Source organism: Delftia sp. Lp-1, from assembly GCF_020523835.1.
Taxonomy (GTDB): domain Bacteria; phylum Pseudomonadota; class Gammaproteobacteria; order Burkholderiales; family Burkholderiaceae_C; genus Comamonas; species Comamonas acidovorans.
In genome coordinates, this window is the sequence record NZ_JAJALJ010000001.1 from 325,611 (window position 1) to 351,026 (window position 25,416).

Sequence of the window (25,416 nt, forward strand, 5' to 3'; positions counted from 1 at the left end):
ATTTTAGGTGTTGTGTGCGTGACAGCCCGGTGACGGCACCGCCGTCCGGCGCTTCCTAAAATGGTCGCTGCGCTGCAGCGGCAGCCGGGTGCGGACACTGCGAGCGCCGTGCCTGCCCCACACATCTGCCCCCTGTCATCTACCAAGGATCTGATCCAGCATGAGCCATTCCTACTCCGACACCCAACTCCTGATCGACGGCCAATGGCAGGACGCCGCCAGCGGCAGGAAGATTCCCGTGCGCAACCCGGCCAGCGGCGAAGTCATCGGCCATGTGGCCCATGCCGACGTGGCCGACCTGGACCGTGCGCTGGCCGCAGCGCAGCGCGGTTTCGAGGTCTGGCGCAATGTCTCCGCCCATGAGCGCGGCGCCGCCATGCGCCGTGCCGCCGCCCTGCTCAAGGAGCGCGCCGACGAGATCGCCGCGCTTCTGACGCAGGAGCAGGGCAAGCCCGTGGCCGAGGCCAAGGGCGAAATCCTGGCCGGCGTGGGCATCATCGAATGGTTTGCCGACGAGGCGCTGCGCGTGTATGGCCGCATCGTGCCCTCGCGCCGCCCCGAGGTGCAGCAGCTGGTGATCAAGGAGCCCGTGGGCCCCGTGGCCGCCTTCACGCCCTGGAACTTCCCCGTCAACCAGATCGTGCGCAAGATCGGCGCGGCGCTGGCCACGGGCTGCTCCTTCCTGTGCAAGGCGCCCGAGGAAACGCCGGCTGCGCCCGCAGCCCTGTTCAAGTGCTTTGTCGATGCCGGCGTGCCGGCCGGCGTGGTGGGCCTGGTGTTCGGTGATCCGGCGCAGATTTCCTCCTACCTGATCGCCCATCCCGTGATCCGCAAGGTCACGTTCACCGGCTCCACCGCAGTGGGCAAGCAGCTGGCGGCGCTGGCCGGCCAGCACATGAAGCGCTCGACCATGGAGCTGGGCGGCCACGCGCCGGTCATCGTGGCCGAGGATGCCGACGTGGCCCTGGCCGTGAAGGCCGCAGGCGCGTCCAAGTTCCGCAACGCGGGCCAGGTCTGCATCTCGCCCACGCGCTTTCTGGTGCACAACAGCGTGCGCGAGGAATTCACGCGCGCCATGGTCGCCCATGCCGAAGGCCTCAAGGTCGGCGATGGCCTGGTCCAGGGCACGCAGATGGGCCCGCTGGCCAATCCGCGCCGCGTCACGGCCTTGTCCCATCTGATCGAGGATGCGCAAAAGCAGGGCGCCAAGCTGCTCACGGGTGGTGCCTCGCTGGGCGGCGCGGGCAACTTCTTCGCTCCCACGGTGCTGGGCGACGTGCCGCTGAGCGCCGAGATCTTCAACCAGGAGCCCTTCGGCCCCGTGGCCGCGATCCGCGGCTTTGACGATCTGGGCGAGGCCATTGCCGAGGCCAACCGCCTGTCCTACGGCCTGGCGGCCTATGCGTTCACGCGCTCCATCAAGACGGCCCACCAGCTGGCCCAGCAGGTCGAGACCGGCATGCTGTGGATCAACCAGCCGGCCGTGGCTTCGGCCGAGATGCCGTTCGGCGGCGTCAAGGATTCGGGCTATGGCTCCGAGGGCGGCCCCGAGGCGCTGGAGGCCTATCTGGTCGCCAAGGCCGTGTCGATCGCGGCGGTGTAAGACAGGCATCTGCCCCATGGACTAGGCCGTCCCACTCGTGTGGGACGGCCTTTGTTTTCATGGGGCGGCAACGCCCGACGTGGCGACCCCTGGTATGCGGTAGACGACGAGCACGTACTTTGAAAGGCTCTGGCGCTCAACCTCCACGCCACCCAGCCCCTGGGCAATGCGCCGGCTGGCGGTATTGGGCTCGGCCACCGGATAGCGCAAGGACTGTGGCGCAAAGGTCGCTCGGGCCCATGCTGCCAGCGCGGCCACGGCTTCGCGGCCGTAGCCCTGGCCATGCACGTCCTCGCGTATCCAGATCCCGAGTTCGGGCTCGGCGTCGCGCGCGCGGTGCAGGCCCAGCAGGCCGGTGAATCGGCCTGACGTGCGCTCGCGCAGCGTGAAGTTGAAGTCCGTGCCGGCTGCGATCTCCCGCAGCCATCCGCGCCAGACCGCCTCGAACTCGGCAGGCGTCGACGCCGGCTCGAAGGACAGGTAGCGCGTCAGCGTGGGCGTGATGCAGGCAAAGGCCTCATCGGCATCGGCGGCAGTGAAGGGGCGCAGCGCCAGGCGCTGTGAGGTGATGGTGGTGTCGCTCCACGACATGGATGCTTTCCTTGCAACAGGGGGACAGAGAGCGTGGGGCGCTGCCGGCCTGGGCAGGCCATTCTGGCATGGGTCCGTGCTTCAGCCGGCGGTGCGGAAGAAGGCTTCGTGCTGCGCGATCTCATGCGCGGCATGGCGCAGCTGGCGGGCCTGGTCGGGATGGCGTTCGGCCACGCGCTGCGCCAGCGCGCGCAAAAGCGGCGGGCACTGGCCGGGCGCCTGCTGCAGCCGCTGCAGGCGCAGCAGCGCGGCGCGCACGGCGCGGGCGGTGCCGTCGCCCAGGGCCGCTTCCCCGGACAGCTGATGCAGCGCCTGGATGGCGCGGCCCACATGCAGGGCGGCCAGGCCGCACTCCGCTGCCTGCGCACCCAGTTGCCCTCCGGCCTGCTCCGACATGCGCACCAGGCGCAGCAGCCGGTGGTACAGGCGGGCGCGCCAGATGCGGCCATCGCGCGCATGGCCGGGCGTGGCGGCCATGTCCTGCAGCTCGTGGACCATCATGGAGCGCAGGCTTTGCAGCCGGCCCTGCAGCGTGACCGGCAGGATGAAGCGGTAGGCCGCCCAGCCGGCCAGCGGCCCGGATACCACGGCCAGCCCCAGGGCCAGCGCATGGCCGAAGCTGGCCGTCTGCGGAAAGTGGGGCTGCAGCAGGAGCAGCAGCACCATGTTGCAGTCATAGCCCGAGAGCGCGGTGCGCTGGTGCGAGAACAGCAGTGCGCCCACGTAGACAAAGGGCAGCATCAGCCACACCAGGCCCGCCTGGCTGCTGGCGAACGGCCAGACCAGCCACTGGCAGGCCAGGGCCACCAGCACGCCCATGGCCTGGCCCAGGGTCACATGGCGCATGGTGGCCGAAGGGTTCTCGAAGCCCGAGAACACGGTCAGCATGATGGACATGCCCAGCAGCATGTAGGCACCGCCGCTCCAACCCGTCACCACCCACAGCAGGCCCACGATGGCGATGGCCGCGCTGGCACGCAGCATGGCGCGGCGCGCGCCCAGCCAATCGCTGTGCAGCACCACGGGCCATTGGCGGGCGCGGTGGCCGGGCGGCAGGGCCACGTCATGGGTGGCGGCCAGGTGGGCCTGCAGCGCAAAGCCCATCGGGGCCAGCATGTCGGCTGCACCGGGCCAGGACGCGGCGGCCTCGCGTGCGCGCACCAGGGCCGCCGCAGCCTCGTGCAATTGCACGCGGGTCTCCAGCGCCACGGCGGCTTCGCGCAGCGCCTGCGCGGCGGCCAGTGCCTGCGCGTCGCCAAAGGCCGCAGGCGGCTCCTGCGACGGTGCATCGCGCAGCCACAGCAGGGCCGAGATCTGGGCATTCATGAGCCGGCGCAGCGCGTGCACGGCCTCGCGGGAACGCTGCGAACCGGCGGCGTGCGGGTCCAGCCCCTCCTCGATCACGGCCATGGCCAGCAGGCGGGCGGCGATCTCCTGCGAGCCCAGGGACGCACGGCCGCGCGCCTGCAGGCTGTCGGCCAGGTCGCGCAGCAGTTGCGCGAACAGCTGGCGCACCTCGGCATTGCCGGGAATGCCGCTGCCCTTGGGCGTGAACAGCCAGCCCACGAGCAGGGCTGCGAACACGCCGGTCAGCGCCGTGAACAGCCGGTCCCAGCCCAGGGCGAAGACCTGGTCGGGATGGGCGAAGTCCAGCAGCGCGACCATGGCCGCCGAATAGCCGGACAGCATGGTGCCGTAGGCCACGAAGCTGCGCTGCAGATTGCCCACGCCCGCGCACAGGCCCAGCCACACGGCCAGGCCCAGCACCAGCCACAGCAGGTTTCCCTGGGCCAGCAGCACCAGGCCCACGCCCACGGCCGTGCCGGCCACGGTGCCTGCGACCCGGAAAAAGCTTTTTTCGAGCAGTTGCCCGCGCAGCGGCTGGGATGCGGCCCAGGTGGCCATGGCAGCCCACTGCGGATGCTCCAGCCCCAGCTGCCAGGCAGCCAGCAGAGCCAGGCAGGCTGCAAAGGCCGTGCGCAGATGCTGGCGCAGGCGCACGGGGTCGAAGCCCCAGCGGACCGAGGCCTGCAGCAGGCGGCCATAGGCATCGTGGAGGGCGCTCATGGCGCGCCTTCCGTGCGCAGCGCGGCCATGCGCGCCTGGATCTTGGCCATGCCGGCCAGCATGGCCTCGACCTCGGCATCGTCCAGGTCCTGCAGCATGGCCAGCTCGGCCTGCAGCATGGTGGCGCGCACGCGGTCCACGGCGCCGTTGCCTTCATCGGTCAGGAAGATGCGCTTGCTGCGCCGGTCGCCGGGGTCGGCGCGGCGTTCCACCCAGCCGTGGCCTTCCAGAATGTCGAGCAGGCGCACCAGGCTGGAGCCGTCCAGTCCCACGCGCTCGGCCAGTTCCTTTTGCGTGACGCCGTCGCCCCAGGCGCGCAGGTGGATCAGCGGCGCCCAGGTGGCATCGGTCAGACCGTCGGCCAGCAGTTGCTCCTCGACCTGGCGGCGCCACTGGCGTACCAGGGTGACCATGAGAAAGCCGAGACGGGCGCGGGGAGGGGCAGAGGCAAAGGACATGCCTCGATTATCTTTGCAATGCAATTAATTTGCATTGCAAATTAATTGTGTCTGCATTTGATTTAAGGGTATTCCCTTGTTTTGGGGGCGGGCAGTCCATGAAAAAGGCCCTACAAGACGATGCTTTGCAGGGCCGGTCGATGGATGCGGACAGCTTCAGAGCAGGCCGGGCACCCAGCGGTTGAAGAGCAGGCCCGCCACCAGCAGCCATGCGAACAGCAAGGCGGCCAGCAGCAGAGGCTTCGTGCCTGCGGCACGCACGGCACGGACATGGGTGGTCAGGCCCAGGGCCGCCATGGCCACGGCCAGCAGCGCGTTGTCCAGCTGCACGCCCACCTGCACCACGGCGGCAGGCAGCACGCCCAGGGAGTTCACGCCGGCAATGGCGACGAAGCCCAGCGCGAACCAGGGAATGGTGATGCGGCGCGGCTGGCCGTCGCTCACCTGGCTGCTGCGGTTGCCGCGTGCCACGGCCATGGACAGCAGCAGCAGGAAGGGGGCCAGCATCATCACGCGCACCATCTTGGAGATCACGGCCACGTCCGCAGCTTCGGGGGCAATGGCTTCGCCGGCGGCCACGACCTGGGCCACCTCGTGCACGGTGGAGCCCACGTACAGGCCGTACTGCGCGGGCGACATGTCCAGCCAGCCGTGGGAAGCGTTCCAGTGGAACAGCGCGGGGTAGAGGAAGGTGCCCACGGTGCCGAAGACCACCACGGTGGCCACGGCCACGGCCACGTCTTCGGCGCGGCCCTTGATCACGGGTTCGGTGGCCAGCACGGCAGCGGCGCCGCAGATGGAGCTGCCCGCGCCGATCAGCACCGTGGTGCGCGCATCCAGCCCGAAGACGCGGCGGCCCAGCCATTGCGCCAGCAGGAAGGTGCTGCCCAGCACCAGGGCATCGACCACCACGCCGGCCATGCCCACATGGCCTATGTCCTGGAAGGTCAGTCGCAGGCCGTAGAGCACGATGCCCGCGCGCAGCAGGCGCTGCTTGGCCAGGCCCACGCCGGCATGGCAGCTGGGCGCCAGGCGCGGATAGACGGTGTTGCCGATGACCAGGCCGATGCAGATGGCCAGCGTCAGTGCACTCAGGCCCGAGCCGGCCAGCAGGGGCTGGCGTGCGCCCCAGGTGGCGGCTGCGGCAATAGCGCCGGCCAGCAGCAGGCCGGGCGCAAGCTCGGTCAACTGGCGCAGCCAGCCGGACGGATGGGAGGGGCGTGGGAGGGATGTGGTGTTCATGGTGCCTGCGCGCCGCGTCAGGAGCGCGGTGCATGGGAGGCACTTTAGATTTCTTGGCTATATTCGTATAACGAATAGTTTTTGTAGCATCAACCGGAGAAACAGGTTGATGCCTCGTCCAGACTGCACGCCATGCTGCACCTCACCCTGCGCCAACTTGAAATCTTCTGCGCCGTCGCCCAGGCGGGCTCCACCGTGGCCGCGGCCGACGCCGTGGCCCTGTCGCAGTCGGCCACCAGCGCCGCGCTGCAGCAGCTGGAGCAGGCCATGGGCGCCCAGCTGTTCGAGCGCGTGGGCCGGAGGCTGGCGCTCAACGACGCGGGCCGCGCCCTGCTGCCCGAGGCACTGGCGCTGCTGGAGCAGGCCAGGGGCATAGAGCAGGCGTTTTCGGTGCGGGCCGCCAGCCTGCCCGTGCGTCTGCGCGTGGCAGCCAGCACCACCATAGGCACCTATGCGCTGCCGGCCGTGCTCGCGCACCTGGCGCGCAGCCATCCGCACCTGAGCGTGGACCTGCAGATCGCCAACACGCGCGAGGTGGGCCAGGCCGTGGAATCGCTGGACGTGGACCTGGGCCTGATCGAGGGCACCAGCCACTGGCCCGGGCTGGAGGTCGAGTCCTGGATGCGCGACGAACTCGTCATCGTGGCTGCAGCACAGGACCCGCTGGTGCAGGCCGCAGGCCAGCGCCCGCTGGGCGTGGCCGCCTTGCGCGGTGCGCGCTGGCTGCTGCGCGAGCCGGGCTCGGGCACGCGCGAGATGGTGGAGCATGCCTTGCTGCCGCATCTGCACCAGTTGCCGGCTGCAGCCACGCTGGGCAGTTCGGAGGCGATTGCGCGCTGCGTGGCCCAGGGCCTGGGCGTCAGCTGCCTGTCGCGCGTGCTGGTGCAGGCCCTGGTCGCCTCGGGAGAGCTGGCCGTGCTGCCGACCACGCTGCCGCGCATGTGGCGGGATTTCTCGCTGGTGCAGCGGGCGGGCAAGCGCCGCTCGCCGGCGCTGGCGGCCTTTGTGCAGGCCTGCCGCCAACACGCCCAGGACTGAGGCGGGTTATTTGCCCAGCGGAATCGGCGTGCTGCGCGGCACGGGCACGGCGGTGACGCTGTTTTGCGGAGAGCCTTCGATCACGCGGTCCGAGTAGGTCATGTAGACCAGGGTGTTGCGCTGCGCATCGACCATGCGCACCACGCGCAGGCGCTTGAACAGCAGCGAGATGCGTTCGGTGAACACCTCGTCCTGCTGCTTGAGCGGCGCAGGGATCTGGATGGGTCCGGTCTGCACGCAGCTGATCGAGGCTTCGGCGCGGTCCTCGGCCAGGCCCAGGCCGCCCTTGATGCCGCCGGTCTTGGCGCGTGAGACATAGCAGGTCACGCCCGCCACCTTGGGATCGTCATAGGCATCGACCACGATCTTGTGGTCCGGGCCTATGAACTTGAACACCGTGTCCACCGCGCCGACCTGCTCGGCGCGCGCACCGCAGGCGCCCAGCAGCAGCGTGGCCAGAGCGGCCGTGAGCAAGGCCCGGCCGTTCATGTCAGGCCTCGCCCGCCACATGGCGGCGCAGGTGTTCGAGGGCTTCCTCGACCTGGTCCACCAGCACCAGGCACAGGTCGCCGGGCGTCAGCCGCGCCAGCGCGTGATCGATGGCGTTGAACTCACCCTGGATCTGGGTCACGTAGTCGGTGCGCGGTGCGCCTTGCAGGCCTTGCTGCAGCAGGGCCAGGACTTCACCGTCGGCGCGGCCGCGCTGGCAGGCATCCTGGTAGAGGATGACGTCGTCGAAGGCCTTGCCCAGGATCTGGGTCTGCTCGGTGATGTCCTGGTCGCGGCGGTCGCCCGCGCCGCTGATGACCACGCTGCGGCGCTGGGCCGGCATGGCGTCCACGGCCTGGACCAGGGCGCGAATGGCGTCGGGGTTGTGGCCGTAGTCGGCGATCAGCGTGGCGCCACGGTAGTCCATGACGTTGAAGCGGCCCGGCGCGTTGTCGCTGTCGTTGACGAAGCCGGCCAGGCCGCGGCGGATGGTCTGCCAGGGCATGCCCACGCCCCAGGCGGCGGCGATGGCGGCCATGACGTTCTCCACCTGGAAGCTGATGGTGCCGTTGCGCGTGATGGGGATCTCGCGCAGCGCGATGGTCTCGCGCCACGAGCTCTCGGCCGCGACGATGCTGTCGCCGTCCACGTAGACCACGCGGTTGCCCTGGGCACGGTGCGTGGCCATCACGGGGTGGTGGCGGTCGGCCGCGAAATAGATGACCTTGCCCGGCGAGGTGGAGGCCATGGCGGCGACCAGAGGATCGGCCGCGTTGAGCACGGCATAGCCGTCGGTGGCCACGTTCTGCACGATGACGCGCTTGAGCACGGCCACGTCTTCCACCGTGGTGATGTAGTTCAGGCCCAGGTGGTCGCCCGCGCCCACGTTGGTGACCACGGCCACCTGGCAGCGGTCGAAGCCCAGTCCTTCGCGCAGGATGCCGCCGCGTGCGCATTCGAGCACGGCCGCATCGGTCTCGGGGTGGGCCAGGGCGTTGCGCGCGCTGCGCGGGCCCGAGCAGTCGCCGCTGTCGATCTGGCGGCCGTTGACGTAGACGCCGTCCGTGTTCGTCATGGCCGTGCGCCAGCCATGCGAGGTGAACAGGTGGGCGATCAGGCGCGTGGTCGTGGTCTTGCCATTGGTGCCGGTGACGGCCACCAGCGGGATGCGGCCGTCCTGGCCCGGCGCGAACAGCTCATCGACCATGGGCACGCCCACGTTGCGGGGCTTGCCGAAGGACGGCGCCAGGTGCATGCGCAGGCCCGGTGCGGCGTTGACTTCGACGATGCCGCCGTTTTGCTCTTCCAGCGGGCGCAGCATGGTCTCGCAGACCACGTCCACGCCGCAGATGTGCAGGCCGATGGTCTGGGCGGCCTCCACGGCGCGCGCGGCGATGTCGGGGTGCACGTCGTCCGTCACATCGGTGGCGCTGCCGCCGGTGGACAGGTTGGCGTTGTTGCGCAGCACCACGCGCTGGCCCTGGGCCGGCACGGATTCGGGCGTGAGCCCTTCGGTGGCAATGCGCGCGATGGCGATGTCGTCCAGACGGATCTTGGTCAGCGCCGTGCCGTGGCCCGAGCCGCGGCGCGGGTCCTGGTTGACGATGTCCACCAGCTCGCGGATGGTGTGCTGGCCGTCGCCCAGCACCTGGGGCGGCTCGCGGCGCGCAGCGGCCACCAACTGGCCGCCGACCACCAGCAGGCGGAAGTCATGGCCGGGCAGGAAGCGCTCGACCATGATGTCGTCGCCGAATTCCGAGGCGGTGGCAAAGGCGGCCTTGAGCTGCTCGTGCGTGGTGATGTTGACCACCACGCCCTTGCCCTGGTTGCCGTCCTGGGGCTTGACCACCACGGGCAGGCCCACTTCCTGGGCCACGAGCCAGGCTTCTTCCACGTCCTTGACGGGGCGGCCCAGCGGCACGGGCACGCCGGCGGCGTGCAGCAGGCGCTTGGTCAGGTCCTTGTCCTGGGCGATGGACTCGGCCACGGCGCTGGTCTGGTCCAGCTCGGCGGCCTGGATGCGGCGCGCCTTGGAGCCCCAGCCCAGCTGTACCAGCGAGCCCGAGGTCAGGCGGCGGATGGGAATGCCACGCGCCACGGCCGCATCGACGATGGAGCCGGTGGAGGGACCGATGCGCTCGTCCTCGTCGAGTTCGCGCAGCTGGGCCACCACCTTGTCGGCGTCGAAGGGCGTGTCGGCCAGGGCCGACTGCAGCAGCTCGCCGGCCTGTTCCATGGCCAGGCGGCCAACGGCCTCTTCGGTGTACTCCACCACCACCTGGTAGGTGCCGGTTTCCACGGTTTCATGCGTGCGGCTGAAGGTCACCGGGCAGCCAGCCTGGGCCTGCAGCGACAGGGCCGCGACTTCCAGCACCTGGGCCAGCGACAGGCGCTGGTCGGCGCCGTGCGGCTGCAGCGTGCCGATCTTGGGAAAGCGCGCGCGCAGCCGGTCCTCGAAGCCGGGCAGGGCCGAATAGTCGCACTCGCCGGGCTCGCATTGCACGATGGCTTCGATGGCGGTGCTGCGGGTCCAGAGATTGGGGCCGCGCAGGGCTCGGATGCGGGTGATCTGCATAGTGTCTTCTTTCGGAGGGCAGGCCCGCGTCGCCGGGCCTGCCTGCATGTCATCGTGTGGTCGGGCTCAGGCGGCGGTGGCTGCGGCGGCCGGCGTGTAGTCGAAGGTCTTGATGCCGGCGACGATGAGGTCGGGGGCAATGTCCATGGACCACGCGGCGGCAATGGCGGCCAGCAGGGCCGGCGTGTCCGGGCGCAGGCCGCCGGGCAGGCTCAGTGCGTCCAGCGTGCCCAGCATGCGCTCGGCGGCGCCCGTGGCCAGGATCACCTGGTTGCCGCGCACGAAGACGGCACGGCCTTCGCTCTCGGAACGGTGGGCCGCGACCACGGGGCTGTCTGCCTGCATCGAATAGAACAGCACTTCGCCGTCGCACAGGCGGGCCAGGTCGGCCACCTGTTCGATGTCGGCATTGAGGACGCCCGCGCCTTCGTCCAGCACCACGTCGATCTGGGTGCGCATCACGCGCGTCATCTGCGACTGCTCGTGCACGTCATGGTCGGGCAACTGCTCGAAGCCGTCCATGTCGGTGACCACGCCGACCAGGCAGCGGTCGTAGGCCAGGCCTTCCTCCAGAATGGAGCGGGCCGTGGTCTGGATGACGGCGGCCTGGGCCAGGCGGTTGGTCAGCAGGCGGTGGGCACCGGCCCAGTTGGCGGTGTTGGTCTTCTGGGTCTGGCGGTTGGACAGGAACATGCCCTCGCTGCTGGCCACGCCCGTGAGCTTGCCCGACAGCTGCAGCAGCCAGCCCACCAGGCGGGCCGTGAAACCGTTGTTGCGCGTGCCGGCAATGCCCACCAGGGGGATGCGGCCTGCGCCCGTGCCCTCTTCGGTGCGCGGGAACAGGTGGTCGGCGATGGCCATGCCCACGGGGCGCGGCGCGCCGCTGGTGGGCTTCAGGTGCATCAGCAGGCCGGGGCCGGCGTTGACTTCGAGGATGGCGCCGCCCTGCTCCTTCATGGGGCGCGAGACGTCCTGCAGGATCATGTCCATGCCCGCGATGTCCAGGCCCACGATCTTGGCGGCCAGCGTGGCCATGTAGGCCACTTCGGGGTGGACTTCATCCGTGCAGTCGATGGCCATGTTGCCGTTGCGCTGCAGCAGCACGCTGGTGCCCTGGGCGGGAACGCTGTCGGGCGTGACGTCCTGGCGCTTGAGCTCCAGCTTCACGGCCGGGGCTTCGAGGTTGATCCAGTCCAGCGGGTATTCCTGCTCGGGGCCGCGGCGCGGGTCCTGGTTGACCACGGCGACCAGTTCGCGCAGCGTGGACTTGCCGTTGCCGGCCACGCTCACGGTCTCGCCACGGCAGGCCGCCACGACCTTGCCGCCCACGACCAGGATGCGGTGCTCGGTGCCGTCGATGAAGCGCTCGACGATCACGTCGGAGCCTTCGGGCTGGGCCAGCGCAAAGGCGGTCTTGATGTCGGCCTCGTCGCGCAGGTCCAGCGTCACGCCGCGCGCGTGGTTGCCGTCCGAAGGCTTGACGGTGACGGGAAAGCCGATGTCCTGCGCCACTTCCCAGGCTTCCTCGGGGCTGTGGACGATCTGGCCTTCGGGCACGGGCACGCCGCAGGCGGCCAGCAGGCGCTTGGTGAAGTCCTTGTCCTGGGCAATGCCCTCGGCGATGGCGCTGGTCTGGTCGCTTTCGGCGGTCCAGATGCGGCGCTGCGCGGCGCCATAACCGAGCTGCACGAGGTTGCCGTCATTGAGGCGGATGTGGGGAATGCGGCGCTCGCCTGCAGCATCGACGATGCAGCCCGTGCTCGGGCCCAGGTAGCGGTCGTTGATCTCGGTCTTGATGGCCTTGACGGCGGCCTTCAGGTCGAAGGGCTCGTCGTTGATGGCGGCCATGATCAGCCGGTGGCCGTAGGCCAGGGCCGTGCGCGCCACGGTTTCCTCGGGGCAGCGGAAGACCATGCGGTAGATGCCGCGCTGGGAAATCTCGCGCGTCTGGCCGAACTCGGCCGGCATGCCCGCCAGGTTCAGCAGCTCGATGATGATGTGCTCCAGCACATGGCCGCACCAGGTGCCGCCTTCCAGGCGCTGGATGAAGCCGCCGCGCTCGCCCACGCCGCAGTGGTGCTCGATCAGGTCGGGCAGCCAGGCCGTCAGGCGCTCGTTGAAACCGGCAAGCTTGTTCGAGGGATAGTCCTCCAGCTCACCAAGATCCAGCCAGACCTCCAGCACGGGACGGTAGGTCCAGACGCTGGGTCCACGCAGGTAGGTGGTGCGCAAGAGTTGGATGTCTTTGAATTTCGCCATGTCGATCAACGGGTAAGCGTGAGCGACGACCCGGGTGCGGATCGCCGGAGAATGGGAGAGGATTGTGCGCTCAGAAAGCCCATGCGCAGTGCTGTCAGCCTAAACCAGGGTTGGCGCGTTGAGCAGGGTATGCCGTGCAAAGCGCGGGATATCCACCGGGGAGCTGCGGTTGCCCGCATGACACCAGGAGCCGCCAGGGGCGGGAAAAACAACTCAACATGCAAGAACACCATTCTGTGGACGTTTCGGCCTTCCTTGCCAGCCCCCGCGGGGCTGGGCTGCGAGCCAAGCTCGCTTCCAATGAAAACGTGCTGGCCCTCGTCCCGGTTGACCTGACCCTCGATATGCGCTTCGGCGAAGGCTGGGTTGTGCTGACCAACCAGCGGCTCCTCGCCTGTGATCCTGCAGATCAGCAGTGGAGTGAGTGGGCACTATCCATTGATCAGAATCTGCGCACGCTGGACCACGGCGGCGTGGGCAACCTCGAACTGCATGGCCCTGCTGCGCGGCTGGCGCTGTGGCGCTTCACGCTGCGCCACCAGGCGGCCGTGCTGCGCCTGCTGCAGCAGTTCGACCATGAGCGCGAGCGCCTGGCACGCGGCGAGGACTTTGCCGAGCCCGAGGACGACGTGCCCCGCTGCCCGGCCTGCCAGGCCGAGCTGCCGCCCGAGGCCGACGAATGCCCGGCCTGCGCGCGCCAGCAGGGCCCGCAGACCTCCACCTGGGTGCTGCTGCGCCTGTGGCGCTTTGCCCATCCCTACCGGCACCAGCTGCTGCTGGGCTTTTTGCTGACGCTGGCCTCCACGGGCGCCACCCTGGTGGCGCCCTACCTGACGATTCCCATCGTGGACAAGATCCTGATCCCGTTCCAGAACGGGCAGCAGATCGACAGCAGCCTCGTGGTCTTCTACCTGAGCGGCCTGCTGGCGGCGGCGCTGGTGGCCTGGGGCCTGGGCTGGGCGCGCACCTTCGTGCTGGCCAAGGTGTCCGAGCGGATAGGGTCGGATCTGCGCACCACCACCTACAACCACCTGTTGACGCTGTCGCTGGACTACTACGGCAGCAAGCGCACGGGCGACCTGATGGCGCGCATCGGGGCGGAAACAGATCGCATCAATTTGTTTCTATCCTTGAATGCGCTGGATTTCGCCACCGACGTGCTGATGATCGTGATGACCTCGGTCATCCTGTTCTCCATCAATCCGTGGCTGGCCCTGGTCACCCTGGTGCCGTTGCCCTTCATCGCCTGGATGATTCATCTGGTGCGCGACCGCCTGCGCACGGGCTTCGAGAAGATCGACCGCGTCTGGTCCGAAGTGACCAATGTGCTGGCCGACACCATCCCCGGCATCCGCGTGGTCAAGGCCTTCGCCCAGGAAAAGCGCGAGGCCGACCGCTTCGCCCAGGCCAACCTGGTCAACCTGCAGGCCAATGACAAGGTCAACAAGACCTGGTCGCTGTTCACGCCCACGGTGACGCTGCTGACCGAGATCGGCCTGCTGGTGGTCTGGGGCTTCGGCATCTGGCTGGTGGCTGGCGGCCAGATCACGGTCGGTATCCTGACGGCCTTCATCGCCTACATCGGCCGCTTCTACAGCCGCCTGGACTCGATGAGCCGCATCGTCTCGGTCACGCAGAAGGCGGCGGCCGGCGCCAAGCGCATCTTCGACATCCTTGACCACGTGAGCAACGTGCCCGACCCGGTCAACCCGGTCAAGCTGCCGCGCGTGCAGGGCGCCATCACGCTGGACAACCTGAGCTTCCGCTACGGCAGCCGCGCCGTGATCAAGAACCTGGACCTGCAGATTCGTCCGGGTGAAATGATCGGTCTGGTGGGTCACAGCGGCTCGGGCAAGAGCACCCTGGTCAACCTGATCAGCCGTTTCTATGACGTGAGCGAGGGCTCCATCCAGCTCGACGGCGTGGACATCCGCAGGCTCAAGGTCTCGGACTTCCGCAGCAACATCGGCCTGGTGCTGCAGGAGCCCTTCCTGTTCTTCGGCACCATTGCCGAGAACATCGCCTACGGCAAGCCCGATGCCACGCGCGAGGAAATCGTGGCGGCGGCCCGCGCTGCCCACGCCCATGAATTCATCCTGCGCCTGCCGCATGGCTACGACTCCCTGGTGGGCGAGCGCGGCCAGGGCCTGTCGGGCGGCGAGCGCCAGCGCATCTCCATTGCACGCGCACTGCTGATCGACCCGCGCATCCTGATCCTGGACGAGGCCACCTCGGCCGTGGACACCGAGACCGAGAAGGAAATCCAGAAGGCGCTGGACAACCTGGTGCAGGGCCGCACGACGATTGCCATTGCCCACCGCCTGTCCACGCTGCGCAAGGCCGACCGCCTCGTGGTCATGGACCGGGGCGAGATCGTGGAAGTGGGTCCGCACGACGAGCTGATGGAAAAGCAGGGCGCCTACTGGCGCCTGTACCAGGCCCAGGCGCGGCGCGCCGAAGAGGATGCCCAGGCCGCAGGCCTGACCCTGGCCGCAACCACCATCGAGGAATAAGCCATGTCCAACGCCCAACATTCCGCTGCCGGCGCCGATCTGAGCGGTGTGCGCATGGAGCGCAACGCCCATGGCCGCCTGGTGCTGATCCTGGCCGACGGCACGCGCCACGAATCCGTGGTGCCCGTGCGCGCCTTTCCCATTGCCGCACCGCTGGAAGGCCTGTCCCTGGTCTCCGTCGATGGCAAGGAGGCGCTGTGGGTGGACCACATGGACCACCTGCCGGCGCAGGCCCGCACGCTGATCGAGGAAGACCTGGCCGTGCGCGAGTTCGTGCCCGTCATCCAGCGCATCCACAAGGTGTCCGGCTTTTCCACGCCCAGCACCTGGGACCTGGAGACCGACCGGGGCCCCGTGCAGCTCGTGCTCAAGGCCGAAGAGGACATCCGGCGCCTGTCGGGCCGCACGCATCTGATGATCACCAGCCAGGACGGCGTGCAGTTCAGCGTGCCCGACAGCACGGCGCTGGACCGCACCTCGCGCAAGCTGCTGGAGCGCTTCCTCTAGCGCCTGGTCGGGGCGAATAAAGGGTTTACCCTTGGTTTGAGGCAGGTCGAAGCGTCTTTCAAAAAAAGCGCTTCAGTTCTTTCAGCTTCTGTCGATGATGAGGCGACGGCGGGAAATTCCCGCCCACAGCACACATCCAGCAAGAGGGTCGAGCCATGCCAATTCCACCTGTTGACCGATCACCCATACCGTGGCGCCCGCAAAGCGCCGATCTGTACTCCACCGGTGCGTCGGGCGCGGTGCCCGTGCGTCCTGTGAACGCCACCAACGCCGTCGAATCCACGGACCGCATCGGCGAGGGCCGGGTGGTGCGCGATCCTGAAAAGCCGTCCGTGGTGGACCAGGAAAACCGCGACTGGACGCTGGCCGAAGAGATCAAGCAGAAGGAAGAGGTCGAGGAGCCGCCCAAGGAGCCGATCTCCAAGCAGCTCATCGAGTTCATCCAGTCCATGTGGCGTGCCAGCGCGATGGCGGTGGAGCAGGCCCAGGAGGTCAGCAAGGCCGACGATGTGGCCCGCAACAAGATGCAGGTGCGCGATGAGCCGTTGACCTATTCGGAACCCAAGGTCAAGCGTACCGGCGGACTTTGAGTGTTGTCAGGCGCGCGGCAATAAGGCTCAGTCCTTTGAGCCTTCGCCTTCCTTCTTGTCCCTGGCAGCGGGTGCGGCTGCGGCATGCTCGGCTGCCGCATGCTCGGCGGCCTTTGCCTCTTCGGCCCGCGCCTTGGCCTTTGCCTTGTCGCGTTCGGCGCGGTACTTGACGGCAAAGGCCTGCACTTCCGCATAGGAGACGTAGCCGTCCTTGTCGGTATCGGCCTCGTCAAAGGCCGCCGACAGGCGCGGGAACAGCGCCACTTCGGTACGGCTGAGCTTGCCGTCCTTGTTGAAGTCCAACATCTTGAATTCGCGCTGGGCCTTGATCTCCCCCTTGGTCAGCGGCGCCGGGCTGGCCGTTGCCTGCTCGGTGGCTGCGTTTTCTGCCGCCTGCGCGCGCGCGGCGGGCAGCATGAAGGCGCTGGTCAGCAGCACGACGACGGCGGCCTGCAGCAGCGGTGGCCGGCGCAGCAGGGCAGAGCGGTTCATGAGGGGCAAATGCATTGGCTTTATTTGGGCACGGAACCGGCATTTGCAAGCACGGCCCGCCCGCCCTTTGCAATTGTTTACTTCGGCGGATCGGCGTCCGGATTGGAGATGCCGCTGCTCACATGGCCTGCCGGCACATGGCGCGCGGCCGAGTTGACGTGGCCGGTCTGGTCGTCGAAGAAGAAGTCCGGCTCGAACTCGCGCAGGAACGGGCCCTTTTCCAGGCCGCCGAGGAACATGGCCTCGTCCACCGCAATGCCCCATTCCAGCAGCGTGCGGATGGCGCGCTCGTGCGCCGGTGCGCTGCGCGCCGTCACCAGGGCCGTGCGAATGCGCATGGTCTGGGACGAGTCCGCCTGCTGCTGCAGCCGGTGCAGCGCCACCAGCAGCGGCTTGAACGGCCCTTCCGCCAGCGGCGTGGCGGCATGGGAGACCTCGTGGCGCAGAAAGGCGGGCAGCCCGCCTTGCTGGTAGACGCGTTCGGCTTCGTCGGAGAACAGCACGGCATCGCCGTCGAAGGCAATGCGCACCTCCTGCGGGTAGCGGTCGCCTGCGGGCGTGGAGTCGACCATCACGCGCGCGGCAGGAAAGCCGATGGACAGCGCCCTGCGCACATCGACTTCATTGGCCGAGAGAAACAGGTGGGCGCCCAGTGGCCGCAGGTAGGAAAACGGATCGCGCCCGCGCGTGAACACGCCGCGCTCTATGTGCATGTCGGCCGCCTTGGCCGAGGCAAAGACCCGCATGCCGCTGGCCGGGTCGTTGCGCGACAGCATCATCACCTCCACGCGCTGCACTTCGGGCGTATTGAAGGCCAGCAGCTTGCGCACCAGCGGGAAGGCAATGCCCGGGCGTGCGGGCTGGTGCACCAGGTCCAGCTGGCGGCGCATGTAGGCCTGCTCGTCACCGGCGTCGAACAGCCGGTTCTCCTCCTCGAAGTCGAACAGCGCCCGCGAGGAGATGGCGACGACCAGCTTGTCTTGCAGGGTCACGGACATGGCTTGGCGCTTTTCGCTATTTGACGAACTGGTTGAGCTGGATGATGGGCATGAGCACGGCCAGCACGATCAGGGCCACGACCATGCCCATGGCCACGATCAGCAGCGGCTCCAGGATGGTGGCCAGGTGCATGGCGCGGCGCTGCACCTCGGTGGACAGCTGGTTGGCCGCGCGCTGCAGCATCACGGGCAGCTGGCCGGTCTGCTCGCCCAGGCGGGCAAACATGGAGATCAGGCCCGGGAAGCGCTTTTTCTGCGCCAGCGCCGAGGCCAGCGGTGCGCCCTCGCGCACCAGGGCCAGCGCGTCCATGGCGTCGGCGCGCAGCGCGCGGTTGCCCAGGGTCTCGGCGGCGGCCTGCAAGGCCTTGAGGATGGGCACGCCTGCGCCCGCCAGCATGGCCAGCGTGCCTGCAAAGCGTGCCGCGTTGTAGTTGCGCGCCAGCCGGCCGATCAGCGGCAGGCGCAGCCACCAGGCGTCGAAGCGCTCGCGCAGCACGGGATTCTTCATGGACAGCCGGAATCCCACGGCGCCAAGCACCAGGGCGACAAGCGCGGCCCAGCCATAGCTGCGCACAAAGTCGCTGAGCGCCAGCATGGCCACGGTGAGCCAGGGCAGGGCGCGCTTGGTGCCCGCGAACACGCTGGCCACCTGCGGCACCACGTAGCTGACCAGGAACAGCACGATGACTATGGCCACCAGGGTCACGATGGCCGGGTACAGGGCTGCGCCAATGAGCTTGGACTGCAGGGCCTGGCGCGATTCCAGGTCATCGGCCAGCCGCTCCAGCACCGGGCCCAGGCTGCCGCTGGCCTCGCCGGCGCCGATCACGGCGCAGTAGATGTCGGAGAACTCGCGCGGGTGCTGGGCCAGGGCGCGGGCAAAGGTGGAGCCTGCGTTGACCTCGGCGCGCAGCGCGGCCACGAGGTGGTGCTGGCGCGGGTCGTCGGCTTCTTCGGACAGCGCGGCCAGGGCGCGCTCTATGGGCAGGCCTGATCCGACCAGCCCCGCCATCTGGCGCGTCCAAACGGTCAGCCCCGTGGAGCCAAGGACGGGACGGGTCAGCCAGCGCGAGGCGCCGCCCTGCGGGCCGGACGCAGAACCCGAGGCCACGATCTCCACGGCCATGGGCACCAGGGCCTGGGCCCGCAGCTGGCTGCGCGCGGCGCGCGCGTTGTCGGCTTCGATCGTGCCCTTGCGGGTCTGACCTTGTGCATCCAGGGCTTCGAAGGAAAAGGCAGGCATGCGCGGCGGGAGTCGGGAAGGGCTGGGGAAGGGATGGCGTTCAGGAAACGCCAGGCGGCGATCCAACCCCCGATAGTAGCCGCTGCCGGTGACGGCTGGATGGCGAGGCCGCCGCCGCGGTCGGCGGCAGCCCCTGCCTGGTCCTTATGCCGGCTGGGCCGCGAGGTCCGCTTCGTTGAGCTGGATGGAGCGCAGCGAGGCCGGGCGTTCCATCAGCGGCTGGCCGTAGTCGCTGAACTCGGGCAGCGCGGGCAGCAGCTTCATCATCGTGCCCCAGCGCAGGTAGCTGGCCATGAGCACGTCGGCGGCGGTGAACTGGTCGCCGCACAGGTAGCGCCTGCCGGTCACGGCCTGGCGCAGCGTCTGCACCACGTCGTCATAGCGGCCATAGCCGGCGGACATGGCCTGGTCGGCCGTCTGCTGCTCCAGGTGGCCCTGGCTCTTGGCAGTCATCAAGGCGTCGACAGGGCCGGCCAGGAAGAACATCCAGCGGTGGTAGACGCCGCGCAGCGGGCTGTCCACGGCCGGTGCAAGCCGCCGTTCGGGGAAGATGTCGGCCAGATAGGCAAGGATGGCGGCCTGTTCGGTGATCACGGTCTCGCCGTGCACCAGGGCGGGGACCTTGCCCATGGGGTTGATGGCCAGGTAGTCGGCAGCCTTCATGGTGCTGCCGTATTCCAGCCGCACGGGCTCATAGCGGGCGCCGCATTCCTCCAGCATCCAGCGCGCGATGACGGCGCGCGAGCGGGGGTGGAAGTAAAAGCGCAGCGGCTTGATCGAGTCGTTCATGAAGGCTCCCAGTGGTTTGAATGCATGGCGAGAAGGCCATGGGAGCGACTGTAGGAGGCCATGCTGACAGTTTTTGTCAGCAGTGGTGTCAGCGGACCGTGTAGCCCAGTTGCCGCGACCAGCGTTCGATCAGGCCGCTGCGGTGGTCGGGATAGCGTTCCTGCAGATCGGTGACGGAGCGCACGCGGTCGGCGCGGAAATGGCGGAAGTCCTGGCGCAGTTCGCACCAGGCCGCAAGAATGCGCCGCTGATCGAAGAAAGCCATGGCAAAAGGCCAGATCTGGCGCTCGGTCGGCTGGCCCTTCTCATCCGTGTAGTGCAGCAGCACCCGGTGCTGGCGCCGTATCGCCAGGCGCAGCGCGGTCTGCCAGGGCTCGGTCACGGATTCGTGGCAGATGGGCGGCACCAGCAGGCCGCTGGTGTCCACCTCGATGCGCAGCTCCAGCGGCAGCGCGCTGCGTATGCGGTCCAGCGCGGCGGTGGCGGCCTGGGCGAGCTCGGGGTCGGCCTGGCGGCTGGCCCAGCGCGCGCCCAGCAGCAGGGCTTCCAGCTCATCGGGCGTGAACATCAGCGGCGGCAGCAGAAAGCCGGGCCGCATCTCGTAGCCCACGCCCGGGTCGCCCGCAATGGCGGCACCCTGCTCGCGCAGCGTGGCAATGTCGCGGTACAGGGTGCGCAGGCTCACGTCCAGCTGCCGGGCCAGCACCGGCCCGGCCTGGGGCAGGCGAGCGCGGCGCAGCAGGTCGATCAGCTGCAGCAGCCGGGCGGAGCGGCTCATGCCTTCAGCGGCCCATGACGCCGGCCGTGATCTCCAGCGAGCGCAGGCGCAGGTCGCGGTCATACACGTCGCTGACCAGGATCAGCTCGTCGGCCTCGGTGTCGGCCTGCAGCTTCTGCAGGCGCGTGCGCACCTTGTCCGGGCCGCCGATGGAGGCCACGGCCAGGAAGTCGCCGATGGCGCGGCGCTCCTGCTCGCCGAGCTGGGCCGCATAGTTCTCGATGGGGCGCGGCAGCAGTCCGCGCCGGCCCGTGATGATGCCCAGCACGCGCTGGTAGGTGCTGCTGGCCAGGTACTCGGCCTCGTCATCGGTGGGCGCGGCGATCACGGGGGCGCCGACGATCACGTAGGGCTTGGCCAGTTGGGCCGACGGCTTGAACAGGCTGCGGTACAGCTGCACTGCCTGGTAGAGCATGCGCGGCGCGAAGTGCGAGGCAAAGGCGTAGGGCAGGCCCAGGTGGGCGGCCAACTGGGCCGAGAACAGGCTGGAGCCCAGCAGCCAGATCGGCACGTTGGTGCCCGCGCCGGGCGTGGCCACCAGCTTTTGCTCGGGCGTGGCCGGGCCCAGCAGGCGCTGCAGCTCCATCACGTCGCGGGGGAAATCTTCCTCGGTCTCGACGCGGTCGCGGCGCAGTGCGCGCATGGTGGCGCCATCGGTGCCTGGCGCGCGGCCCAGGCCCAGGTCGATGCGGCCCGGGTACAGCTCGGCCAGCGTGCCGAAGGCTTCGGCCACCACCAGCGGGGCATGGTTGGGCAGCATGATGCCGCCCGAGCCCACGCGGATCTTCGAGGTGCCGCCTGCGATGTGGCCGATCAGCACGGCCGTGGCCGAGCTGGCGATGCCGGGCATGTTGTGGTGCTCGGCCAGCCAGTAGCGCTCGAATCCCAGTGCCTCGGCCTTGCGGGCCGTGGCCAGCGCAATGTCCAGGGCCTCGGCGACGGTGCCGCCTTCGCGCACGGCCACGAGGTCGAGCATGGACAGACGGACTTCATTGAATGATGTCATGGCAGGTTCCAACTTCCAGTTCACGGTGGGTGGGGGCGGCGCGGGCCTTGCCGCGCCAGGGCATTCCTGGTGCGCGTTCGCGCACTCAGTTTCTTCTGGACATTTCCCGCGCGCAGGTGATGCCCAGCACCACGCACCAGACCAGGGGGAGGATGGCAGCCGCCAGATGGTTCTCGCCCTGCTGGATGGCCAGCCAGGACAGCGGCAGCGCCACCAGCGCCGACAGGCGGATGACGCGGCGCAGCTGGCTGGTGGACAGCCGGGACTTGAACCACCACAGGGCGATGTAGCTGATCAGGCTCAGCGTGGCGACCCACAGGAACAGGTCGCCGCCATAGGGAGCGCTCCAGGCGCGTAGGGATTCCAACATGCCGACCATTGTGGCAAACGGGGATGCCCCGTGCTGCGCAGGGTCGGGCGTGGCCGCCTGCGCCTAGTCGCGCGTGACGCGCAGCACTTCCTCGGGCGTGGTGATGCCCTCGCGCACCAGCCGCTCGCCGTCGTCGCGCATCAGGCGCATGCCCGAGGCCAGCGCGGTGTCGCGGATCTCGGCCTCGCTGGCCTGGCGGTGGATCTGCGCGCGGATGGTGTCGTCCACCACCAGCATCTCGAAGATGCCGGTGCGCCCCCGGTAGCCGCTGGGCTCGGTGGTGTCGATCTTGCGCACCAGGCGCTGTGCCAGCACGCCCAGCAGGGAGGACGACAGCAGGAAGGGTTCCACCCCCATGTCGATCAGGCGCGTGACGGCGCTGGAGGCATCGTTGGTGTGCAGCGTGGCCAGCACCAGGTGGCCCGTCAGCGAGGCCTGGATGGCGATCTGCGCGGTCTCGAAGTCGCGGATTTCGCCGATCATGATCACGTCCGGGTCCTGGCGCAGGATGGCGCGCAGGGCCTTGGCGAAGGTCAGCTCGATCTTGGCGTTGACCTGGGTCTGCCCCACGCCGGCCAGCTCGTACTCGATGGGGTCTTCCACCGTCATGATGTTGCTGTGGCTGGCGTCCATGCGCGACAGCGCCGCGTACAGCGTGGTGGTCTTGCCCGAGCCCGTGGGGCCGGTGACCAGCACGATGCCGTGGGGCTGGGCCGTCATGTGGGTGAACCGCCTCAGCGTCTCGCCCTGCATGCCCACGGCCTCCAGGCTGAGCTTGCTCTCGCTCTTGTCCAGCAGGCGCAGCACGGCGCGCTCGCCATGGGCGCTGGGCAGGGTGGAGACGCGCACGTCGATGGCGCGCGTGCCCAGGCGCAGGCTGATGCGGCCGTCCTGGGGCAGCCGCTTTTCGGCGATGTCCAGGTCGGCCATGATCTTCAGGCGCGAGATCAGCGCCGCGTGCAGGGCCCGGTTGGGCTGCACGACCTCGCGCAGGTCGCCGTCCACGCGAAAGCGCACGCTGGAGTGGCGCTCGTAGGGCTCGATGTGGATGTCGCTGGCGCCGTCGCGCGCGGCCTGCGTGAGCAGGGCGTTGAGCATGCGGATGATGGGCGCGTCGTCCGCAGTCTCCAGCAAGTCCTCGACGGCGGGCAGCTCCTGCATCATGCGCGAGAGGTCGGCGTCGGATTCGACCTCGCTGACCACCAGGGCCGCGCTGGACTCGCCCTGCGAATAGGCGGCGCTGATGCGGTGCGCCAGCGTGCCCGCATCCAGCATCTGCCAGCGCTGCACCGCATGCTTGCGCTGGACTTCGGACAGGGCCTGCCAGTCGGGCGAGGGGCCGTGCCAGAGCAGGGGCTCGTGGCCGTCGTCCTCGATCAGCAGCTGGCTGGTGCGCGCAAACGAATAGGGCAGGGGATAGCGCATGGGGCCTTCCTGCCTCAGAGCGCGCCGGGGGCTGCCGGCACGGCGGGAGCGGCGGGCTGCGGCTGGGTGAAGTCGATCAGCTCGGGCTTTGCGCCCGGCACGTTGACGATGGCGGCCGGGTTGGTGAACGAGCCGGGGTCCGGCTGGGGCGTGAGCGTGGGCAGCACGGGTGCGGCATTGACCGAGCGCAGCAGGGCGCTGGGTTCGGGCTGCAGGCTCTGTTGCTGCGCGCGGATGGCTTCGTAGCGCTCGGAAGAGACCTGGTTGGTCGCAGTCGCATCGCGCATCACCACGGGGCGCAGGAAGACCATCAGGTTGGTCTTGTTGCGCTTGCGGTTGGTGTTGCGGAACAGGTTGCCCACGACGGGAATGTCGCCCAGCAGAGGCACGCGGTCCTCGGCCTGGGAGTAGTTGTCGTCGATCAGGCCGCCGAGCACGACGATGTTGCCGTCCTCGACCAGCACGTTGGACTCGATGGAGCGCTTGTTGGTGGTCAGGCCGTTGGTGTCCTTGCGCGTGGACTCGTCCACCGAGGAGACCTCCTGGAACACGGCCAGCTTCACCGTACCGTTCTCGTTGATCTGCGGGCGCACGCGCAGCATCAGACCCACGTCCTTGCGCTCCACCGTGGTGAACGGGTTGACCGTACCGCCCGTGGAGTTGCTGGCGTAGGAGCCCGTGACCATGGGCACGTTCTGGCCCACGATGATGCGCGCCTCCTCGTTGTCCAGCGTCATCAGGTTGGGCGTGGACAGGATGTTGGCGTCACCGCTGTTTTGCAGGAAGTTGGCCAGAAAGCCCAGCGTGTCCTTGCCATTGACGCGCTGCGTGAAGCCGAGGTTGGTGCCTCTCAGGCTGGACAACGTGTCTCCCGTGATGGCGCTGCCATCGAGGCCTCCATCCTTGACCAGGCCGAGCAGGTTCAGGATGTTGGCGCCCGCCACATTGGAGTTCGTACCCAGGGTGCCGATCACGCGGCCGTTGTTGCTGAGCATGGCCTGCCACTGGATGCCGAACTGGGCCAGCCGGTTGTCCTTGATTTCGACGATCAGGCTTTCGATCAGCACCTGGGCGCGGCGGCCGTCGAGCTTGTCGATCACGGCGCGCAGTTGGCGGTAGACGGGCGGCGGTGCCGTGATGATCAGCGAGTTGGTCGAAGGATCGGCCTGGATCATGCCGCCCGTGGAGGGCTGCTGGGCCACGCCCAGCGCGCCGCCCCCTCCGCTGCTACCCAGGCCCGAGGACGAGCCCATGCCCATGGATGCCGTGCCGCTGGAGTCGCGCGAGACCACGGGCTGCGATGTGGGAATGGAGGACATGCCGCCACCCTGCGGCGTGGTGCCGCCCGCACCGGGCTGGCCGCTGGCCGTGCCGGCGGCCGTGGCCTGGGCTCCTATGGCCGCGCGCAAGGTGGCGGCCAGCGCCACGGCGTCGGCGTTCTTCAGGTAGACCACGTGGATGTTGCCCTGGTCGCCGCCGCCGTTCATGGCGGGCTGGTCCAGCCGCGCGATCAGCGAGCGCACCTGGGCCAGGCGTGCGGGGTTGGCCGCGCGCAGCACGATGGAGTTGCTGCGCGGCTCGGCCATCAGCGAGGTCTTGAAGGCGTTGTCGCTCTGGCCCGGAATATTGGCGCCGCCGGCGGTCACGGTGAGGCCGCCGGGGCTGGCCGTGCCGCCTTCGATCAGGCGCGAGACCAGGGCCACCATGTCGGTGGCCACGGCATGGCGCAGCGGGATGATTTCGACATCGGTGGCGTTGGACACATCCATGGTCGCCACGATGCGCGAGATGCGCTGCAGGTTGTCTGCGTAGTCGGTGATGACCAGCGAGTTGTTGCCCGGGTTGACGTTGATGGTGTTGTTGGGGCTGATCAACGGGCGCAGCACGGGCACCAGGTTGGCCGCGTTCTCGTAGTTGAGCTTGAAGATCTGGGTGACGATCTGGCTGCCCGCGCTGCTGCGGCTCGCGCCCACGGCCACTTCGCTGGCCTGCAGCTTGGCGTCGGCTTCAGGGATGACCTTGTACAGGCCGGCCGATTCGACAATGGTGAAGCCCTGCAGGCGCAGCGCGGCCAGGAACTGCTGGTAGGCGGTGGCAGGCGGCACGGGCCTGTCGGTCAGCAGCGTGATCTGGCCCTTGACGCGCGGATCGACCACCACGTTGCGGTTGGTGATGGCGCCGATGGCGCGCGAGACGGCCTCGATGTCGGCGCCCGAGAAATTCAGTGTCACAGGCTCGCCGGGGCGCAGGCTGGGCGTGGCGCCGGTCGGTGCATTGGTCTGCTGGGCCTGGGCGGTGCCAGCGGTGCAGGCCAGCATGGCGCTGACGGCCAGCGTGTGCAGGGTGTTGCGCCAGAACGGGGTCGTGTGCTGCTGAGTCATGG

General features: G+C 68.8%; 21 protein-coding genes. 5 read left to right on the forward strand and 16 right to left on the reverse strand.

Going from position 1 to position 25,416, the window contains the following annotated elements:
• Nucleotides 1–160: 160 nt before the first annotated feature.
• Nucleotides 161–1,603 carry an NAD-dependent succinate-semialdehyde dehydrogenase gene (locus LGR64_RS01405; protein WP_012207514.1) on the forward strand — a complete coding sequence of 481 codons (1,443 nt, stop codon included), beginning with the start codon at nucleotides 161–163 and terminating at the stop codon, nucleotides 1,601–1,603.
• Between the two features lie 57 nt (nucleotides 1,604–1,660).
• On the opposite strand, the gene LGR64_RS01410 is transcribed toward LGR64_RS01405, so the two are convergent.
• The 4 genes from LGR64_RS01410 to LGR64_RS01425 form a co-directional block, all read right to left on the reverse strand.
• Nucleotides 1,661–2,194: a GNAT family N-acetyltransferase gene (locus tag LGR64_RS01410; RefSeq protein WP_034397101.1), complete on the reverse strand. Its 534-nt coding sequence runs from the start codon at nucleotides 2,192–2,194 to the stop codon at nucleotides 1,661–1,663.
• Nucleotides 2,195–2,275: 81 nt separating this feature from the next.
• Nucleotides 2,276–4,261 carry an FUSC family protein gene (locus tag LGR64_RS01415; RefSeq protein WP_141835431.1) on the reverse strand — a complete coding sequence of 662 codons (1,986 nt, stop codon included), beginning with the start codon at nucleotides 4,259–4,261 and terminating at the stop codon, nucleotides 2,276–2,278.
• Nucleotides 4,258–4,719: a MarR family winged helix-turn-helix transcriptional regulator gene (locus LGR64_RS01420; protein WP_012207511.1), complete on the reverse strand. Its 462-nt coding sequence runs from the start codon at nucleotides 4,717–4,719 to the stop codon at nucleotides 4,258–4,260. The genes LGR64_RS01415 and LGR64_RS01420 overlap by 4 nt, the downstream gene beginning before the upstream one ends.
• A 156-nt stretch (nucleotides 4,720–4,875) precedes the next feature.
• A complete protein-coding gene (locus LGR64_RS01425) occupies nucleotides 4,876–5,961 on the reverse strand; it encodes a YeiH family protein (protein ID WP_141835427.1) in 1,086 nt (361 codons plus the stop codon).
• Between the two features lie 132 nt (nucleotides 5,962–6,093).
• Between LGR64_RS01425 and LGR64_RS01430 the strand changes: the two genes are divergently transcribed.
• Nucleotides 6,094–6,999 carry a LysR family transcriptional regulator gene (locus LGR64_RS01430; protein ID WP_141835422.1) on the forward strand — a complete coding sequence of 302 codons (906 nt, stop codon included), beginning with the start codon at nucleotides 6,094–6,096 and terminating at the stop codon, nucleotides 6,997–6,999.
• 6 nt (nucleotides 7,000–7,005) lie between these two features.
• Here LGR64_RS01430 and LGR64_RS01435 read toward each other — a convergent pair whose 3' ends face one another.
• From LGR64_RS01435 to LGR64_RS01445, 3 genes are all read right to left on the reverse strand, one after another.
• A complete protein-coding gene (locus LGR64_RS01435) occupies nucleotides 7,006–7,488 on the reverse strand; it encodes a CreA family protein (RefSeq protein ID WP_013800639.1) in 483 nt (160 codons plus the stop codon).
• Between the two features lies 1 nt (nucleotide 7,489).
• Nucleotides 7,490–10,063: a cyanophycin synthetase gene (gene cphA, locus LGR64_RS01440; protein ID WP_230354903.1), complete on the reverse strand. Its 2,574-nt coding sequence runs from the start codon at nucleotides 10,061–10,063 to the stop codon at nucleotides 7,490–7,492.
• 66 nt (nucleotides 10,064–10,129) lie between these two features.
• Nucleotides 10,130–12,322 (reverse strand): cyanophycin synthetase, encoded by a 2,193-nt coding sequence (locus LGR64_RS01445; RefSeq protein ID WP_034398984.1) that lies wholly within the window; start codon nucleotides 12,320–12,322, stop codon nucleotides 10,130–10,132.
• Between the two features lie 218 nt (nucleotides 12,323–12,540).
• On the opposite strand from LGR64_RS01445, the gene LGR64_RS01450 reads away from it, so the two are divergent.
• The 3 genes from LGR64_RS01450 (at nucleotide 12,541) to LGR64_RS01460 (ending at nucleotide 15,932) form a co-directional block, all read left to right on the forward strand.
• Nucleotides 12,541–14,835 (forward strand): cyanophycin metabolism-associated ABC transporter, encoded by a 2,295-nt coding sequence (locus LGR64_RS01450; protein WP_034397096.1) that lies wholly within the window; start codon nucleotides 12,541–12,543, stop codon nucleotides 14,833–14,835.
• Between the two features lie 3 nt (nucleotides 14,836–14,838).
• Complete coding sequence (locus LGR64_RS01455) at nucleotides 14,839–15,342, forward strand: cyanophycin metabolism-associated DUF1854 family protein (RefSeq protein WP_013800643.1); 504 nt, start codon at nucleotides 14,839–14,841, stop codon at nucleotides 15,340–15,342.
• 155 nt (nucleotides 15,343–15,497) lie between these two features.
• Nucleotides 15,498–15,932 carry a hypothetical protein gene (locus tag LGR64_RS01460; RefSeq protein WP_012207503.1) on the forward strand — a complete coding sequence of 145 codons (435 nt, stop codon included), beginning with the start codon at nucleotides 15,498–15,500 and terminating at the stop codon, nucleotides 15,930–15,932.
• 27 nt (nucleotides 15,933–15,959) lie between these two features.
• Here the strand turns inward: LGR64_RS01460 and LGR64_RS01465 are convergent, their stop codons facing one another.
• From LGR64_RS01465 to gspD, 9 genes are all read right to left on the reverse strand, one after another.
• A complete protein-coding gene (locus tag LGR64_RS01465) occupies nucleotides 15,960–16,439 on the reverse strand; it encodes an EF-hand domain-containing protein (protein WP_230354904.1) in 480 nt (159 codons plus the stop codon).
• 62 nt (nucleotides 16,440–16,501) lie between these two features.
• Nucleotides 16,502–17,422 (reverse strand): 5'-nucleotidase, encoded by a 921-nt coding sequence (locus LGR64_RS01470; RefSeq protein WP_043822074.1) that lies wholly within the window; start codon nucleotides 17,420–17,422, stop codon nucleotides 16,502–16,504.
• Nucleotides 17,423–17,438: 16 nt separating this feature from the next.
• Complete coding sequence (gspF, locus tag LGR64_RS01475; RefSeq protein WP_013800646.1) at nucleotides 17,439–18,665, reverse strand: type II secretion system inner membrane protein GspF; 1,227 nt, start codon at nucleotides 18,663–18,665, stop codon at nucleotides 17,439–17,441.
• Between the two features lie 144 nt (nucleotides 18,666–18,809).
• Nucleotides 18,810–19,454: a glutathione S-transferase family protein gene (locus LGR64_RS01480; RefSeq protein WP_096914026.1), complete on the reverse strand. Its 645-nt coding sequence runs from the start codon at nucleotides 19,452–19,454 to the stop codon at nucleotides 18,810–18,812.
• Nucleotides 19,455–19,542: 88 nt separating this feature from the next.
• Entirely contained in the window at nucleotides 19,543–20,232 is a 690-nt protein-coding gene (locus LGR64_RS01485; protein WP_013800648.1) for a helix-turn-helix transcriptional regulator, read from the reverse strand.
• A gap of 4 nt (nucleotides 20,233–20,236) precedes the next feature.
• Entirely contained in the window at nucleotides 20,237–21,238 is a 1,002-nt protein-coding gene (locus LGR64_RS01490; protein ID WP_123690275.1) for an LLM class flavin-dependent oxidoreductase, read from the reverse strand.
• Between the two features lie 85 nt (nucleotides 21,239–21,323).
• Entirely contained in the window at nucleotides 21,324–21,608 is a 285-nt protein-coding gene (locus LGR64_RS01495; RefSeq protein ID WP_223275171.1) for a hypothetical protein, read from the reverse strand.
• A 63-nt stretch (nucleotides 21,609–21,671) separates the two neighbouring features.
• Complete coding sequence (locus LGR64_RS01500) at nucleotides 21,672–23,033, reverse strand: GspE/PulE family protein (RefSeq protein ID WP_013800651.1); 1,362 nt, start codon at nucleotides 23,031–23,033, stop codon at nucleotides 21,672–21,674.
• 14 nt (nucleotides 23,034–23,047) lie between these two features.
• The gene (gene gspD, locus LGR64_RS01505; protein ID WP_034397093.1) at nucleotides 23,048–25,414 is read right to left on the reverse strand and encodes a type II secretion system secretin GspD; all 2,367 of its coding nucleotides are present in this window, start codon (nucleotides 25,412–25,414) and stop codon (nucleotides 23,048–23,050) included.
• Between the last annotated feature and the right edge of the window lie 2 nt (nucleotides 25,415–25,416).

Excerpts from the sequence above, each read along its gene's own strand:
- gspD (WP_034397093.1), bottom strand. The coding sequence starts at position 25,414 with ATGACTCAGCAGCACACGACCCCGTTCTGGCGCAACACCCTGCACACG.
- gspF (WP_013800646.1), bottom strand. The coding sequence starts at position 18,665 with ATGCCTGCCTTTTCCTTCGAAGCCCTGGATGCACAAGGTCAGACCCGC.
- LGR64_RS01430 (WP_141835422.1), top strand. The coding sequence starts at position 6,094 with ATGCTGCACCTCACCCTGCGCCAACTTGAAATCTTCTGCGCCGTCGCC.
- LGR64_RS01480 (WP_096914026.1), bottom strand. The coding sequence starts at position 19,454 with ATGAACGACTCGATCAAGCCGCTGCGCTTTTACTTCCACCCCCGCTCG.
- LGR64_RS01495 (WP_223275171.1), bottom strand. The coding sequence starts at position 21,608 with ATGTTGGAATCCCTACGCGCCTGGAGCGCTCCCTATGGCGGCGACCTG.
- LGR64_RS01410 (WP_034397101.1), bottom strand. The coding sequence starts at position 2,194 with ATGTCGTGGAGCGACACCACCATCACCTCACAGCGCCTGGCGCTGCGC.
- LGR64_RS01415 (WP_141835431.1), bottom strand. The coding sequence starts at position 4,261 with ATGAGCGCCCTCCACGATGCCTATGGCCGCCTGCTGCAGGCCTCGGTC.
- LGR64_RS01465 (WP_230354904.1), bottom strand. The coding sequence starts at position 16,439 with ATGCATTTGCCCCTCATGAACCGCTCTGCCCTGCTGCGCCGGCCACCG.
- LGR64_RS01500 (WP_013800651.1), bottom strand. The coding sequence starts at position 23,033 with ATGCGCTATCCCCTGCCCTATTCGTTTGCGCGCACCAGCCAGCTGCTG.
- LGR64_RS01435 (WP_013800639.1), bottom strand. The coding sequence starts at position 7,488 with ATGAACGGCCGGGCCTTGCTCACGGCCGCTCTGGCCACGCTGCTGCTG.
- cphA (WP_230354903.1), bottom strand. The coding sequence starts at position 10,063 with ATGCAGATCACCCGCATCCGAGCCCTGCGCGGCCCCAATCTCTGGACC.
- LGR64_RS01445 (WP_034398984.1), bottom strand. The coding sequence starts at position 12,322 with ATGGCGAAATTCAAAGACATCCAACTCTTGCGCACCACCTACCTGCGT.
- LGR64_RS01420 (WP_012207511.1), bottom strand. The coding sequence starts at position 4,719 with ATGTCCTTTGCCTCTGCCCCTCCCCGCGCCCGTCTCGGCTTTCTCATG.
- LGR64_RS01490 (WP_123690275.1), bottom strand. The coding sequence starts at position 21,238 with ATGACATCATTCAATGAAGTCCGTCTGTCCATGCTCGACCTCGTGGCC.
- LGR64_RS01455 (WP_013800643.1), top strand. The coding sequence starts at position 14,839 with ATGTCCAACGCCCAACATTCCGCTGCCGGCGCCGATCTGAGCGGTGTG.
- LGR64_RS01450 (WP_034397096.1), top strand. The coding sequence starts at position 12,541 with ATGCAAGAACACCATTCTGTGGACGTTTCGGCCTTCCTTGCCAGCCCC.
- LGR64_RS01485 (WP_013800648.1), bottom strand. The coding sequence starts at position 20,232 with ATGAGCCGCTCCGCCCGGCTGCTGCAGCTGATCGACCTGCTGCGCCGC.
- LGR64_RS01470 (WP_043822074.1), bottom strand. The coding sequence starts at position 17,422 with ATGTCCGTGACCCTGCAAGACAAGCTGGTCGTCGCCATCTCCTCGCGG.
- LGR64_RS01460 (WP_012207503.1), top strand. The coding sequence starts at position 15,498 with ATGCCAATTCCACCTGTTGACCGATCACCCATACCGTGGCGCCCGCAA.
- LGR64_RS01425 (WP_141835427.1), bottom strand. The coding sequence starts at position 5,961 with ATGAACACCACATCCCTCCCACGCCCCTCCCATCCGTCCGGCTGGCTG.
- LGR64_RS01405 (WP_012207514.1), top strand. The coding sequence starts at position 161 with ATGAGCCATTCCTACTCCGACACCCAACTCCTGATCGACGGCCAATGG.